Below are 15859 nucleotides of genomic sequence, written 5' to 3' on the forward strand. Positions count from 1 at the left end.
TAATTTGGCGTGCTCGCCTATTCCATCTATCCCATGAGCGGGTACTTAAAATTCTCGAAACCGTCAGATGCGCTAATGGTGCAGCCGTTGATACAGTTGGCTTTCTCGCTGACAAGAAACGCCACCACGTTGGCAATCTCTTCTGGTTGCGTGAAGTTTTGACGCATCTGTTCTTTGCGGATGTGGTTCCACAAGCCAATCTCTTCGTATTGCCTTAACATCGGAGTATCAACGCGTCCCGGAGCGACCGCGCACACACGAATATCCAGAGGCGCTAACTCTAAAGCGGCGCATTTGGTCATCATATCGACTGCGGCTTTGCTGACGTTGTAGGTAAACGTCATCTCGGAGGCCATTTGGGCGTAAACGGAAGAGGTATTGAGGATCACGCCCGGTGTCCCTTGCGCTTGGAATTGTCGTCCAGCGGCGAGAATTCCATAGTAAACGCCGTTTTGGTTGACTTTAGAGATAGGCTCAAAGTCGGCGATAGGATCATGTTCAAGCAGAGGTTTCGGTGCGCCGATACCTGCATTGTTGACCATGATGTCAAGTGAGCCAAATTGTTCGCCCGCGTACTTCACCATGGCTTCGACTTGTTGGTAATCGGTGACGTCCGCAACAAAGGTTTCCAACTGCTTAGGGCCAAAACTTGCGTACATTTGCAGTGATTGCTCTGAAATATCGACAGCAAGCACTTTGGCTCCTTGCTCTCTTAGCTTTGCAATAATAGCTTGCCCAATTCCACCCGCAGCGCCAGTCACGATGGCAGTTTTATTGATAAGTTCCATACAGCTTCTCATCCATGCGTTGTTGTTATCGAAATGTAACTTAGATCAACTCACTGGCACTCACTTGACCTTTTACGAAGTAAATTTGATATATTGCGATTTACAATCTGTTAACACTTTAAAATCGAGACATGTATATCGTACGAAGTGGCGCTGCCGATAAATTTGATAGCTTGGTTTCAGAATTAGGTCAGAATCCGCAAGAGATAATGGCCGCTGTTGGCCTGTCTGCCGCGCAGTTTCGCGATCCCGATACCTATCTCGCCTACCCTAGGTTGGCTGAATTACTGGAAGAAGCGGCTGCTCGTTGTCAGCAACCGTTGTTTGGTGCGTTACTCGCCGAGCGCCAAAACCTGCAAAGTTTAGGCGACTTGCCGATGCTGGTTTCCCGTGCTGAAACGGTCGGTGATGCATTGGCGCGGGTGAATGATTATCTCTATCTGCATTCGTCAGGCGTTACTCTCAACATGACGCCACAAGATGATTGGGTACGATTGTCGCTCAATATTGATGTGAATAGTGACCGCGGCATTGCGCAGTTGATGCAGCTCAGTGTGTCACACTTAGCCATGTTTATCGCCAGTTTGCTCGATATTGAAGCAAGCCACTTCGCGCTACATTTGACTCAACACGCAACCTTGGAAGTAGAGCAAAGCAAGTTTGCCCAACAGAACAAACTGCGTTTCGGTGATAAGTTTGACGGTATCCTACTTAAAGCGAGTCTGCTTAACGCTAAGAACCACCAAGACGAAGACGCACTAGAGCGCCATTTTCAGCAACACCTCAAAGAGCTGCAAACTCGCTATCCCAACAATCTTAGTGACCAAGCGGCCAATATGATTGGTCGTTTGCTATCGACTGGAGAATGCAGCGTCGAGCGCGTTGCAAGAGCATTGGATCTGCATCCGAGAATGCTGCAAAACAAGCTGAAACAGCAGGGCACGAGTTATCGACAGCTATTACAGCAAGTGCGTCAGGATTTCGCCGAGCAGCGTTTAAGTGAGAATATTCAGAGTATTACCGATATCGCGTTGCAACTGGGCTATGCAGAAACTGCGGTATTCAGCCGCCACTTTCGCAGTTGGACAGGAAAGTCGCCTAGCCAATGGAGACTGGAGAACAGAATAAGTTGAACCAGTTTGAGAGCATAGATTAAAAAGCCGCCGATATTCAGCGGCTTTGAGCGTTTAGTCGATACTATCTAAACGCTAAATCACGTAAGAAAAGTGAAATCGAAGGGAAGAAAATCAGCATAACAGAGACCAAAAGCAAGATGAACACAAACGGTGGTGTCCCGCGAATCACTTCCACATAAGGACGTTTAAACACGGCAATCGCGGTAAAAATATCACAACCGAATGGCGGCGTTGCAGAACCTATCGCTGCTTGCAAGGTCACGATGGTGCCGACAAGTACTGGGTCAATGCCAGAGGACTTAATCACAGGTGCAAAGATAGGGATCAAAATCAGCATCACTACGATTGGATCAACGAACATACAACCAATAAAGAACGCAATTGAAATAACGACCAGTAACTCGGTCTGCGAAAGATCATTAATCCCGATCATACCCAACAATTCTTGCGGGATCTGGGCAAATGAAATTACCCAAGAAAAAGCAGCCCCTGCTGCGACTAAGATAAATACCACCGCGGTAACCATGCCCGTAGAAAGCGCGATTTCGCCAAGCTCCTTCCATTTCACTTTACGGAAGATAACCATTTCTAATAACACAGCGTACAACACCGAAACCGACGCCGCTTCGGTAGGGCTAAATACTCCAGCATAAATACCGCCAACAGTAATGATCGGAAAACCAAATGGTAAAACCGCTTTACGTATTGTGGTCCAACGTTCTTTCCAGCTGGCTCGCGGGGCATTTTCTACAGAGCTTTTGCCTGCATAAAAATAACAGTAGGCAGAAAACATCAATAAAATCACGATCGCCGGTCCAATACCAGCAATAAACAGCTCAGCAACCGATGTTCCAGACACCACACCATAGATGATCATACCGATACTCGGTGGAATAAGGAGCGCTAAGTCAGAGGCGTTAATAATCAAAGCCAGAGCAAAGCTGTCTTTGTAACCATACTCCAACATTTTCGGTCGCATAATAGAGCCAACAGAAACAACGGTGGCTTGTGTAGACCCAGATACCGCACCAAACATCGCACAGCTAAGCGATGAGGTGATCGCCAGACCGCCACGAACGTGCCCAACAAACGCCATTGCGACATCTAGCAAGCGCGTTGCTGCCACGCCTCGGGTAATAATTTCTGCCGCGAGAATAAACATCGGTACTGCGATCAACGCAGCGGGTTTGATGCCAGCAAGCATTTGCTGGATCATAAAATCTGGCCCCAGACCAAGAAAAACAATAAATCCCAACATGGTCGCCGCTAATAGCGGTACCAACATCGGAAAGCCAAAAGCCAACAACGTGATCATCGTTGCAACAAGAGCGGTCGTCATAGCGCTTTCTCCTGCTTAGTGGCAGAGCCGATGCCATCTGGTCGAGATGAGCGTGAAAGCTTTGTCAGCGTTATAAAACGTTTGATATGGCGACCACCCACACGCGCGAACTGAACCGTGCTAAAGAAAAGGCCAACCGGTGCGATTAAGTACACCCAACTCAAAGGTACTTGCATTGCAGGAGAAAGACGCCCCATTTGGCTCACCTTGCCAATGTATTGCCACGAATACCAAGTTAGTACCGCCACCAATGCAGCGGTGAGTAAATAAATAATGCCGTTGGCTAAAGTTTGTATACGCTTTGGAAGCATATCGGTAAATGCCGTCATACGGATATGGCGAGATTGGCGGGCAGCATAACTGCAACCAATAAACGTGACGGCGATAATGAGGAAATAATTGAGTTCTTCTGAAAAGTAGATGCTTTGGCTAAAGAGGTAGCGCCCTAATACGTTAGCAATTGAGTTCAACGCAATAAGAAGCACCGAGCCAATGAGCAGTGCCGCCTCCGCTTTCTGTATATATTTATCTAGCCACTGAAAAATCCCTTTCATCCGCGCTGCTCCTGATCAACAAAAATGTTAATGAAACGTTATCTTTTTCATGACAATCAAGTCAATCAGGTGAATAAGAAAGATTTTCTGAACTTGGCGCTTTCGCAGAAAAAATTGGTCAGAGCATACTGCTCAGACCAAAAAGTGAGAGGTTGGAGGGTTTGTATCGAGAATTTCTGCAATAACAGATAACCCATGCTTGATGTAGCCTCGATTAGTCTCTGCTCCCAAACTGATTCGCACGTAAGGCATTGGCTGATTAGTATCGAGAACAAAAGGTTTATACCCCGTGATCTGCACCCCAGAACGCTTAGCCGAAGCGACCAGATCATCACTGCTCCACTGCTCAGGTAACCTCAACCAAATGTGCTGACCATTCGGGTGTGAGCTATAAACATGCCCTTCTAAAGTGGCTTTTGCTATTCGCTGGCGCTTGGCAAATTCATTGACTTGAAATCGAATAAGTCGATTTAATGTACCGTTCTCGATCCACAAATGAGCGACTTCAAACGGTAGCGGGGTCGCAGACCAACTCGTCGCTGCTAAACGGCCAATCGCATGCTGCAAAAAATGACGTGGGACCGTTAAATAGCCCGTACGCATACCTGGCGCTACGACTTTGGTTAAACTGGTGACATAAAAAGCCTGCTCGGGTAACAGTGCGGCGAGAGGTGGGACACGATTCGGCTCTAGTGCCCCATACACGTCATCTTCAATCACGTAGATCTCATACTGCTTCGCAATATTTGCTATCGCCTCTCGGCGCGAAATGTCCATATGCGCACTATTCGGATTGGCCATGCTCGGTGTGCAACACAGCGCCTTGATTGGCTTGTGTTTACATGCCCATTCAAATGCATCCGGCGTGATACCAAACTCATCCATCTCAAGCGGTTGTAACTTAAATCCAAGCATTCTCGAGCGAGAGATCAAGCCATGATCGACTAAGTGGCCACAAGCGACTAAATCACCGTGTTCAACAACGGTGCTTAAAGCCAAGGTCAAGCCATGGCATGCACCATTTGTGAGTAATATTTGATCGGTACCAACGTCTAACCCTTGGCTACTGAGAAATCGCGCTCCGGACTCAATATGATGAGGCTGACCTGTTACTGGCTTTGCTTTACTGATCAAACTGCGATTGTTTGTTTGCCCAGCAATTTCCATTAACGCCTGATTAAAAAGCGTAATGTGGCGATCGGTTACTACCGGATGAGCGATCGACATATCAATTTCATCCGGCGTTTCTTTCATCTCTTGCGTCAGCATGAACTCCGTGTCCGTGCTTTCATCCACAAAGCCTGACTTTACAAACGTACCGTTTCCCACCCAAGACTCGAGCGCACCTTTTTTCTCCGCATAACCATATGCATGGCTGACGGTTTGTACGCTCACGCCAATTTGCTCCGCAAACTCACGATGTGTGGGTAGTCGAGTACCGGGTTTTAGGTAACCACTGCGGACACATTCGACAAGATAATTGCCAATGGAGATGTACTTAGCGGTGCCTGGGCGAATGATCGGGTTCAAAGAAATTGTCATGACACAATATTGTAATTGATTCATTTTTAATGCTCATTGTAACTTCAATTTAACAAATGGCGAGTTTTTAGCCATCAAATGCGGTGTAATGCACAAAAATGAGCCACAATTGTAATGATTGACATGAGAAATATAGATTCAACAAAAATGTTAAATGGCATCGTTTAATCCAAACCCAGCCGCAGTGGTGAGTTGCAATAGTTTTTAAACGCAGGTCTGGCTGACCTGGTGGAAGGTAGAAATACCTCAACGTCTCCGAAGGCCCATAAGGCGTCGGATTTTTAACAAGGAGAAAATATGAGAGGCGTTGCTTTGCATTTTACACTGGATGAGTTCCAGGACCGATTAACAAAAGTTCGGCAGTCGATGGAAGAACGAGAGCTGGATGTCCTTATCATTCACGACCCTTCTAACATGGCATGGCTGACAGGTTATGACGGTTGGTCTTTTTATGTCCCACAATGTGTCGTTGTAGGATCATCTGGCGAGCCTGTTTGGTTTGGGCGCTGCCAAGATGCCAATGGGGCATACAGAACTGCGTATATGTCGGCAGAAAATATCACCTACTACCCAGACCATTATGTGATGAACCCACCATTGCACCCAATGGATTTTCTGGTAGAAGCGGTACTCGCCCCACGTCTTTGGGATCGCGGCCGTATCGGAGTGGAAAAAGATAACTATTACTTTAGCGCCACTGCTTACGAGTCACTCACCACGCACTTACCGAATGCTCAACTTCTCGATGCAACCGGGCTAGTCAATTGGTGTCGCGCCGTTAAATCTGATCAAGAACTGGCTTATATGTACCGCGCAGCTCGCATTGTTGAAAACATGCATCGCGTCGCGTTCGATATGATCGAGCCAGGATTGCCGAAACATCACCTTGTCGCCGAGATTAACCGCCAAGCAGTACTTGGGCATGAAGATCACTTTGGCGATTACACCGCGATCGTGCCGCTTTTGCCATCTGGTTCTGATGCTTCTGCACCTCACCTAACGTGGGATGATAGACCTTTCAAAAAAGGCGAAGGTACTTTTTTCGAAATCGCTGGCGCGCATCGCCGTTACCATTGCCCACTCTCTCGTACTATTTTTCTTGGGGAACCGGACGACAAATTCAAACGTGCAGATGAAGCATTAACTTTAGGTCTCGAAGCAGGCTTAGAAGTCGCAAGACCAGGCAATACTTGCGCCGACATCGCCAACGCATTGAACCAAGTTCTGGATAAAGCAGGATTCTCACGTGAAGGCGCCCGCTGTGGTTACCCAATTGGTCTGAGCTACCCTCCTGACTGGGGCGAACGAACCATGAGCTTGCGAGACACCGATAAAACCGTATTAAAAGAAGGCATGACATTCCACTTTATGCCGGGGCTATGGTTTGAAGATTGGGGGTTAGAAACCACCGAAAGCATTGTGATCACCCGTGATGGTGCAAAAACACTGTGTGATTTTCCACGCCACTTATTTGTTAAACACTAATTTTTCAAACCGTAAGTTCTGTTGAACTAGGCTTAAGAACAAAAAGGACTCGATATGCAAAAGAGCTCGATCACAGCCACCGTAGACTTTGACCGAGAAGGCGTGCAGCACGGCTTTTTAGCGCTGCCCTATTCCCATGATGACTCCGCTTGGGGAAGCATCATGATACCTATCACCGTGATCAAAAATGGTCACGGGCCAACGGCGCTGCTTACTGGCGGTAATCATGGTGATGAATACGAAGGTATTACCAGCCTGCTTAAATTGGCAAACTCGCTTCAAGCAGAGCAAATCCAAGGTCGCGTCATTATTGTGCCAATGATGAACTTACCTGCGGTACAAAATGCCTCGCGCACATCGTCTATCGATAAAGGGAATTTAAATCGCAGCTTTCCCGGAAACCCTGTAGGCTCAGTGACCGAAAAAATCGCGGATTACTTTACTCGTTACTTAGTACCCATGTGCGACTTTGCGTTAGACATTCATTCAGGTGGTAAAACGTTAGATATCGTGCCTTTCGCCGCCGCCCACCGCCTCGACAACCTCGATCAAGAAGAAGCATGCATCTTAGGTGCGAAACTGTTTGGCGCACCTTACACCATGATCTTGCTCGAAATGGACGCCACCAGCCTGTACGACACCGCAGTGGAATCTCAAGGCAAAATCTTCGTCACCACAGAGCTCAGAGGTGGCGGAACCAGCACTCCAGAAACCATCGCTTATGCCGACCGTGGTATTCGTAACTTCTTGCGTTTTTCGGGCAACTTATCAGGTGATTACGAAAAACCAACCCTGCCAACTAGGTTGCTTGATATGCCCGATGCAAGTTGCTACGTGCAAAGCCAGCACAACGGTATCACCGAATACTTATTTGAGCTTGGCGATACCATCAAACAAGACGATGTACTGGCAAGAATCTATTCAACCGAGCGTACAGGGAGCGACCCAATCGAATACAAAGCGCAGCGCAGTGGGATTTTTGCTGCACGTCGTTTCCCTGCCATGGTCAACATTGGTGACACGGTCGCCGTAATTGCCGAAGACTGTGGCGAATTAAACTAACTCTTACTAGGGCGTATTGACCTTTCGCGGTTAAATTTTGTTCGAGGTAAAATCGTTTTAGGCGCGGCGAAGACTATGCAGCCTAGTCATTCTAAGCAAATGGTCTTCAACAAAGCATAAAACGATTTTTGCGGGGGCGCCTAGCTCGAACCCTTCGGGCAGCCTTTGTGGTTCATTTCTACTGCGTTATCGGCTTTTTATGCAGGCCACCCACAAATCGCTGCAAAAATCAGCTCGAAAGGTCAACACGCCCTAAACACGACACAACATCGGGTCTGGTGTATCACCTGCCGTTGGTGAATTGACTCACAAACTGATTAAGGAAGAAATGGATGAATCCGATGAAACACAGCTACCTAACGAGTGCCATACTGATCGCTGCCAGCTTTGCCACCAGCAATGTTTATGCAGAGACGTGGAAATTCGCTCTAGAAGAAGTCAAAGGCTCGGTGCAAGATGCTTATGCGCAAGAGTTTAAAAAGCGCATCGAAAATGCAACCGATGGCGACGTCACAGTGGAAGTCTATCCATACGGCACATTAGGTCAGTCAGAAGATCTTACCGAGCTTACTGCGAACGGTATTATCCAATTTACCAACGCATCGCCAGGTATTTTTGGTTCATTCGTGCCCGAAATGCAGGTTTTCTCCATCCCTTACCTTTTGTCGCAAGACAATGATGTGAATAAAAAAGTGCTGAGTTCAAGCCCTACTATCTATGACACACTCGGCGGAAAGCTAGAACAGAAAAACCTCAAACTTCTCACTATGTATCCAGAAGGTGAAATGGTGTGGACGACCAACCGTGAGATTCGTTCTCCAAAAGATTTTGATAACTTCAAAATACGCGTGATGGCATCGCCAATGCTGGTTGAGGCTTATAAATCGTTTGGAGCCGACCCTACGCCTTTGCCCTACTCAGAAGTCTATGGTGCTCTGCAACTTAAAATGATCGATGGTCAAGTAAACCCCGTTTTTGCTATCGAAGAAATGAAGTTCTACGAAGTGAATGACTACATGATCTGGGCAGGACAACAACAATTTACTACTACTGTCATTACCAACAACAGCTGGTTCGAAACCCTCCCACAAGACCGCCAAGATCAGGTCAATAAAGTCATCGCTGGTATGACTGACTTTATATTTGAAAAACAGGATGAGTTTAACCAAAAACGTCTTGATCAAATTAAGCAAGCAAAACCAGATATGCAGATGATCAAACTCGACAGTGACGAACGTGCAGCATTTAAACAAGCCTCTATGCCGATGCGGGACAAATACATCGAGCTTACAGGCGACAGCGGTAAAGCAGTGCTGAGCTCACTGGAACAAGAGTTCAATCAATAACAGAAAAAGGAGTGGCCTTCGGGCCACCTTATAGCGGTTGACCAGTCATCAACTATTCTGAACTGATTGGTATTTTACAGGGAGACCAATTATGCGCCTCGATCGCTACGACGTAAAAATTCTACAAATACTTCATGACAATGGCCGTATTACCAAATCTCACCTTGCCGAGGCCATTAACCTATCCGTGAGCCCTTGCTGGGAGCGTGTCAAAAAACTGGAAGAAGCAGGCATCATTGAAGGCTACGGGGCAAAAGTAAATACCGATGTTTTGTTCAAACGAACGTCGGTCATGGTTGAAGTTACGCTCAAAGAGCACAGCGCCCAAGCGTTCAAACGTTTCGAGCAACTGGTTCAACACTCACCAGAAGTCACTGATTGTTATGCCACAGGCGGCGGTGTCGATTACATCCTCAAAATTCAGTCGGAAGATATTGATCAATATCAGCGGCTTATCGACAACTGGTTAGAGTCAGAAGTGGGCATTGAGCGCTACTTTACTTACATCGTGACGAAAACAATCAAACGTGATGCAGGCACATTAGAAGTGAACCAAAACGCCTTGTTCTAAAAGGGAAAACACGCTTAAAAGACAACCAGAAAAATCACCATATCTAACGGTGTGGAAAAGAAAGTTTTGATGGTTTAAACCTCGGCATCAGAAATTATTTCGGTCACTTCTCCATTACAGTTTAACTATGGACAACGACGCTGGGAGAAGGACTCATGACAGCACTGCACAGCTTACATGCTGAGGAATTAAAAGCCTCACACGACATGATGGCGATAATGAAAGACGTACGTTTGGTGAGAGGTTTAGCGTACGTAAATGGCAAATGGGTAAGTGGTGACCAATTTCATCCGGTGGATAATCCAGCGGATGGGACGGTCATCGGCTACATTACCAAGCTATCTCAGCAACAACTCTATCAAGCGATTGATGAAGCCGACCAAGCCTTTCGTCAATGGCGAAAAATGCAAGCAGAAGAACGCGCTGAAATTCTCATGCGTTGGCACGATCTGATTTTAGAATCAAAACAAGATCTTGCTCGTTTGATGGTTATGGAGCAAGGCAAAACATTAGGTGATGCTTTGGGTGAAATCGACTACGGCGCATCCTTTGTTCGTTGGTTTGCAGAGGAAGCACGCCGCAGCTATGGCGAAACCATCCCAAGTCATATTCCGAATGCGCAGCTATCGACGGTACGCGAACCGATTGGTGTCGCAGCTCTGATTACACCATGGAATTTTCCTAATGCAATGGTCACCCGTAAAGCCGCCGCAGCATTAGCGATAGGCTGTCCGGTGCTCATCAAACCTGCCAGTGAAACGCCTTTCTCCGCATTGGCCTTGGCAGAATTAGCAGACCGAGCCGGCTTTCCACCTGGTGTATTTAACGTGATCACTGGCGATGCGGTGATGGTGTCACAAACCTTGTGTCACTCCGATAAAGTCAAAGCACTCTCGTTCACAGGTTCAACTCGAGTGGGTAAGTTGCTGCTGCGCGACGCGGCACAAACCGTGAAGAAGTGCAGTATGGAGCTCGGCGGTAATGCCCCTTTCATCGTGCTGCCAGATATGGATGTCGAGCAAGCAGCCAAAGCTGCCGTGGATGCCAAGTTTCAAACAGCAGGACAAGACTGCTTGGCCGCAAACCGTATTTTCGTCCCCGAAGATAAGTACGAAGCATTTTTGGAAGCGTTTGCCAAAGAAATGAGCCACATCGTTTTAGGCAATGGTTTAGATGAAAAAGCCACCATGGGGCCGCTGATCAATCGCACTGCGGTGGATAAAGCGCATGATTTGGTGCGTGACGCACTCGACAAAGGCGCGCGATTGGTAGCGGGATACCACCAGCCCGTACCAGGCGAAAACTTCTTCGCGCCGACATTGCTGGCCGATGTCACCCCTGATATGGCGGTGTATCGCGAAGAGAATTTTTGTCCTGTGGCAGGCGTATTGCCTTACCAAGACTTAGATACCGTGATTGAAATGAGCAACGACACTGAGTACGGCTTAGCTGCCTATGTTTATGGCCACGATATTCACCAAATTTGGCGCTGTATGCGTGGTTTGGAGTTTGGCATGGTGAGCGTGAACTCCGTCAAGATGACTGGGCACCCTATCCCATTCGGCGGTGTGAAACAGTCTGGACTTGGACGAGAAGGCAGTCGCCACGGCTTTGAAGAATACAGTGAAATCAAATACTGCTGCTTAGGCGCTTTACCAACCGTCAGTGGCAGTTAAGGCACGAAATATGGATATCCAATTATTCGAGGAGAAGGATCATGAGCAACAAAACCCAACAACTTTTAGAGATCGACCGTCAGAGAGTATTTCATGCCTCAACCCACCTGAAGCAGTATGCGGCTGGGGAGCTTTCGGGAAGAATTATCTCGAGCGGAAGCGGAATACGCATCACCGATTCAGAAGGCATCGAGCTGATAGACGGCTTTGCCGGGTTGTATTGTGTGAACATTGGCTATGGCAGGACTGAAATGGCCGATGCTATTTATGAACAAGCCAAAGAGCTGGCGTACTACCACACTTACGTCGGTCATACGAACGAAGCACTAGTGACACTGTCAGATCGCATCATCAAAATGGCGCCTGAAGGCATGAGTAAAGTCTACTACGGCATGTCAGGCAGCGATGCGAACGAAACTCAACTTAAGTTGGTGTGGTATTACAACAATGCTCGTGGTCTACCAGAGAAGAAAAAAATAATCTCCCGTGATCGCGGCTACCATGGCTCAAGTATCGCTTCGGGTTCAATGACAGGGCTACCTCTGTTCCACGCACATTTTGATTTACCGCTTGAGCGCATCAAGCACACCATGGCGCCGTATTACTATCGCCGTGAAGACGAGAGTATGTCTGAGCTTGAATTCTCTCAATATTGTGCGGATCAACTCGAAGCGATGATCTTGGAAGAAGGCCCTGAAACGGTGGCAGCGATGATTGCGGAACCAGTGCTCGGTACTGGCGGTATTGTGCCACCACCAGAAGGGTACTGGCAGGCGATTCGTAAAGTACTAGACAAATACGATGTACTCTTGATTGCGGATGAAGTGGTCTGTGGCTTTGGTCGCCTCGGCTCCGATTTTGGCTCACTGCACTACGACATGAAACCGGATCTCATCACGGTAGCGAAAGGGTTAACCTCAGCGTATCAACCGCTGTCTGGCGTGATCGTCGGTGAACGAGTTTGGAGTGTGCTAGAAAACGGCACCGACCAATGGGGTGCTATCGGACATGGTTATACCTACTCCGGTCACCCAATGGGAGCGGCAGCCGCGAACTGTAACCTCGATATCATTGAACGTGAAGGCTTGGTGCAAAACGCAGCCGAAGTCGGCGCTTACTTGCAGCAACGTATGGCGGAGACGTTTAACGATCATCCATTGATCGGTGATACTCGTGGCGTTGGCTTGTTGCATGCGTTGGAGTTTTCTTCAGACAAACTCCGCCGAGCACACTTTGATCCAAACTTGAAAGTGGGTCCGCAAATAGCGGCGGCCTGTTTAGAGCAAGGCTTAATCGCTCGCGCCATGCCACATGGTGACATCCTCGGCTTTGCTCCACCGCTTATCGCGAATCGTAATGACATCGACACTATTGTCGACAAAGCGCACCAAGCGGTCAATAAAGTGATGGATAACCTCGTCACGTCTAAACAGTGGCAGCCAAAATAGCCGCGAATTAACCAACTCACAAACCTACCAATGATTACCGCCCCCTCTGACCAAATTAGAGGGGGCGGTCCTAAGAGACGTACTACATGGAAACACAAGCAATCTTTGCCGCAAAGAAAGCGATTAACGGATTAGTCAGTCGCACACCATTACTTCACTCACCACGGTTATCGCAACAATATCAATGTGAAATTTGGTTAAAACTGGAAACACTACAACCTATTGGTGCTTTTAAATTGCGTGGAGCGACTCATGCCATGAACAAACTGAATGAGGAACAAAAACAACATGGCGTCGTCACTTGCTCTACTGGTAACCACGGCCGTGCCGTGGCTTATGCTGGGCAACGACTAGGAGTCCGCACCGTGATTTGTATGTCCAATTTAGTGCCACAAAACAAAGTCGACGCAATTAAAGCATTAGGCGCAGAAGTTAGAATAGTTGGTCAAGCTCAAGACGACGCGGAGCGAGAAGCATTGAGGCTAACAGAAGAAGAGTCGATGACCTATCTCTCACCATTCGAACACCCAGACATCATCGCCGGACAAGGGACCATTGGGCTAGAAATCATTGAAGATCTTCCTGATGTCGACGTCATTTTCGCCGGGTTATCTGGCGGCGGATTGATTGGTGGTATTGGCTTAGCCGCAAAATCAAACAGCAGCAAAGTGAACGTGTATGGCGTTTCCATGGACAAAGGCGCTGCGATGGTAGAAAGCATTAAAGCAGGAAAACCAGTACAAGTTGAAGAGCACGAATCGTTTGCTGACAGCTTAGGTGGCGGCATAGGTTTAGACAATCGCTATACCTTCAAACTCGTGCAAGAAGTCATGGATAAAGCGTTTTTAGTCAGTGAACACAACATCGCCAAAGGCATGGCAGATATTTTCGATGCAGAAAAATTTGCCGTAGAAGGCGCGGCCGCAGTGGGGCTTGCCGCCATTCACCAGCATCAACTGGACTTACGCGGTAAGAAAGTCGTTTTGGTGCTCAGTGGAAAAAACGTCTCTTCAGACACTTTTGAGACGGCATTAAAAATTGGCCGCCAAGTCAAAGAATAACCGAGGTCGTGCGAATGAAAATCTATAATAAATCTCAGATAGAGCAAGTGACTCAGTTAGATCTTAATGCGTTAGCGGCCGTGGAAAATGGCTTCAAAGCGCTTGGGCAAGGCAACGTCACTATGCCTCCGATTCTTAGTATGGCAATCGAAGAGCATAACGGCGAAGTGGATGTAAAAACGGCGCATATCAAAGGTAATGAGCGCTTCGCGATAAAAATCAGCCCAGGTTTTTTTGATAACCCAAAACTGGGACTACCCAGCCTAAATGGTTTGATGGTGCTCTTTAGCGCGAAAACAGGGCTGGTTGATAGCGTATTGTTTGACGAAGGGTATCTAACCGACATTCGTACTGCTCTCGCCGGCGCTATCTCCGCGAAATACCTGTCGAACTCAGAAGCATCCAAAATTACGGTTATTGGCAGTGGGCTTCAAGCAGAACTCCAAGTCGCTGCAATAAAATTAGTTAGGCCAATCTCCCAAGTGAACATCTGGGCAAGAGACAACACAAAATCGCAGGCTTACAAACAACGCATGGAGCAACGATACGATCTATCCGTATCCGTACACTCCTCTATCCAGCAAGCATGCCAAGAAGCCGACATTATTGTCACGACAACACCATCAAAAGAACCTTTGCTAAATTGGGAAGATATCCCATCAGGAGCACACGTGATCGCTATGGGTTCAGACAGCCCTCATAAACGTGAGCTTGCCACCTCGGTCATCCTAAACGCTGAGCATCTGGTGGTTGATCGAATCAGTCAGTCAGAATCACTTGGCGAGCTACGCAGTGTAGATAAACCGCTCACCCGTAGCCTAGTCGAACTTGGCGACATCATTTGCGGCAAGCACCCCTACTCAAGGCGTGTTGACGATGTTTCGGTATGTGATTTAACAGGGACTGGCGTTCAAGACACCGCAATCGCTGACTATACCGCTCAACAACTCACCAGCATTCAATCCACGATGTAACTTATTCCCTGTGACTTTGGCGGTGGGCAACCACCGCACTTTTTGAGGGCCGTAACATGCCAGAGCTCTGTACGTTTCAATCTTTAACCACTCAGTTTGATTTTTCGGCGGATGTATCCACTTATCAACGTTCAATCGGACTCATTCAACTCGCGACCGACTATGTGCTAGAAAACGAATGGCGCGAGCATTTACCCGCAGATGTTCGCTTATACACTTCACGCTTTCTCACCACAGGTACTGTCGATCCTCTGCACTTAACAGACATGCAAAACAGTATCCGCGAGTGTGTACGCACCATCGTGCCAATGTGGCCAATCAACGTCATGGCGTTTGGCTGTACGTCAGCTAGTGTGCTCATTGGCTCCGATCAAATCACTGATTTAATTCGTCAAGAGAGACCCGAAGCCATAACAACTAACCCTTGGCAAGCCGCACTGAGAGCGCTTGAACACCATCAAGCTCAAAGAATCGTTATGCTGACGCCGTATACCAATGACGTCAATCACCCACTTTATGAGTCCATGACCGAACATGGCATTGACGTTCTGGCCTTTGGGTATTTCAATCTCGACTACGATCCCCATATCCCAACCATTGGAGGGCAAGACGTAGAAAATGCCTTAGCGCAGCTGCTTGAGTCGATTGATTGCACTGTGGACGCGGTATTTATTTCATGCACGAACATGCGAGTCATGCATCTACTGCCTTATTTCTCAAGCCGCTTTGGTATTCCTGTACTAAGCTCCAACCAAGTGATGCTTTGGGACGCATTGCGTTTGCTTGAGTCCGATAATTTCTCCGACGTGTCATCATCGCCCTTTCCTTGCTGATAAGGACTCGCTAAAATGCACAAAATTGCGCACTAACTGGATGA

14 protein-coding genes are annotated in these 15859 nt (G+C 47.6%); 10 read left to right on the forward strand and 4 right to left on the reverse strand.

Annotation, left to right across the window (positions count from 1 at the left end; genetic code table 11):
* Positions 1-26: 26 nt before the first annotated feature.
* Positions 27-788 carry an SDR family NAD(P)-dependent oxidoreductase gene (locus J8Z23_RS19530; protein WP_258627101.1) on the reverse strand — a complete coding sequence of 254 codons (762 nt, stop codon included), beginning with the start codon at positions 786-788 and terminating at the stop codon, positions 27-29.
* Positions 789-919: 131 nt separating this feature from the next.
* On the opposite strand from J8Z23_RS19530, the gene J8Z23_RS19535 reads away from it, so the two are divergent.
* Positions 920-1921: an AraC family transcriptional regulator ligand-binding domain-containing protein gene (locus tag J8Z23_RS19535; protein WP_434635789.1), complete on the forward strand. Its 1002-nt coding sequence runs from the start codon at positions 920-922 to the stop codon at positions 1919-1921.
* A gap of 64 nt (positions 1922-1985) precedes the next feature.
* Here the strand turns inward: J8Z23_RS19535 and J8Z23_RS19540 are convergent, their stop codons facing one another.
* From J8Z23_RS19540 to J8Z23_RS19550, 3 genes are all read right to left on the reverse strand, one after another.
* Positions 1986-3263, reverse strand: coding sequence for a TRAP transporter large permease (locus J8Z23_RS19540; protein ID WP_005392736.1), 1278 nt, complete (start codon positions 3261-3263; stop codon positions 1986-1988).
* Positions 3260-3817, reverse strand: coding sequence for a TRAP transporter small permease (locus J8Z23_RS19545; protein ID WP_434635790.1), 558 nt, complete (start codon positions 3815-3817; stop codon positions 3260-3262). Before J8Z23_RS19545 ends, J8Z23_RS19540 begins: the two co-directional genes overlap by 4 nt.
* A gap of 132 nt (positions 3818-3949) precedes the next feature.
* Positions 3950-5383 (reverse strand): PLP-dependent aminotransferase family protein, encoded by a 1434-nt coding sequence (locus J8Z23_RS19550; RefSeq protein WP_434635791.1) that lies wholly within the window; start codon positions 5381-5383, stop codon positions 3950-3952.
* Between the two features lie 273 nt (positions 5384-5656).
* Here J8Z23_RS19550 and doeA point away from each other — a divergent pair, with 273 nt between their 5' ends.
* The 9 genes from doeA to J8Z23_RS19595 all read left to right on the forward strand — a co-directional run bounded on the left by doeA (position 5657) and on the right by J8Z23_RS19595 (position 15815).
* Positions 5657-6844: an ectoine hydrolase DoeA gene (doeA, locus tag J8Z23_RS19555; protein ID WP_005392731.1), complete on the forward strand. Its 1188-nt coding sequence runs from the start codon at positions 5657-5659 to the stop codon at positions 6842-6844.
* A gap of 54 nt (positions 6845-6898) precedes the next feature.
* Entirely contained in the window at positions 6899-7906 is a 1008-nt protein-coding gene (gene doeB, locus J8Z23_RS19560; RefSeq protein WP_006741395.1) for a N(2)-acetyl-L-2,4-diaminobutanoate deacetylase DoeB, read from the forward strand.
* 332 nt (positions 7907-8238) lie between these two features.
* Positions 8239-9252: a TRAP transporter substrate-binding protein gene (locus J8Z23_RS19565; protein WP_053808060.1), complete on the forward strand. Its 1014-nt coding sequence runs from the start codon at positions 8239-8241 to the stop codon at positions 9250-9252.
* A gap of 91 nt (positions 9253-9343) precedes the next feature.
* Complete coding sequence (locus J8Z23_RS19570; RefSeq protein ID WP_006741393.1) at positions 9344-9823, forward strand: Lrp/AsnC family transcriptional regulator; 480 nt, start codon at positions 9344-9346, stop codon at positions 9821-9823.
* A 155-nt stretch (positions 9824-9978) separates the two neighbouring features.
* Complete coding sequence (locus tag J8Z23_RS19575) at positions 9979-11499, forward strand: NAD-dependent succinate-semialdehyde dehydrogenase (protein WP_074190437.1); 1521 nt, start codon at positions 9979-9981, stop codon at positions 11497-11499.
* A gap of 41 nt (positions 11500-11540) precedes the next feature.
* Positions 11541-12947 carry an aspartate aminotransferase family protein gene (locus J8Z23_RS19580; protein ID WP_074190436.1) on the forward strand — a complete coding sequence of 469 codons (1407 nt, stop codon included), beginning with the start codon at positions 11541-11543 and terminating at the stop codon, positions 12945-12947.
* An 86-nt stretch (positions 12948-13033) separates the two neighbouring features.
* Positions 13034-14008: a hydroxyectoine utilization dehydratase EutB gene (gene eutB / locus J8Z23_RS19585; protein WP_048624770.1), complete on the forward strand. Its 975-nt coding sequence runs from the start codon at positions 13034-13036 to the stop codon at positions 14006-14008.
* A gap of 14 nt (positions 14009-14022) precedes the next feature.
* On the forward strand, positions 14023-14982 hold the full coding sequence (locus tag J8Z23_RS19590) for a cyclodeaminase (protein WP_046875814.1): 960 nt from the start codon (positions 14023-14025) through the stop codon (positions 14980-14982).
* A 56-nt stretch (positions 14983-15038) separates the two neighbouring features.
* Positions 15039-15815, forward strand: coding sequence for a maleate cis-trans isomerase family protein (locus J8Z23_RS19595; RefSeq protein ID WP_005392716.1), 777 nt, complete (start codon positions 15039-15041; stop codon positions 15813-15815).
* The last annotated feature ends 44 nt before the right edge of the window (positions 15816-15859 follow it).

Source organism: Vibrio sp. SCSIO 43086, from assembly GCF_051132235.1.
In the GTDB taxonomy this organism is placed as follows: Bacteria; Pseudomonadota; Gammaproteobacteria; order Enterobacterales; family Vibrionaceae; genus Vibrio; species Vibrio diabolicus.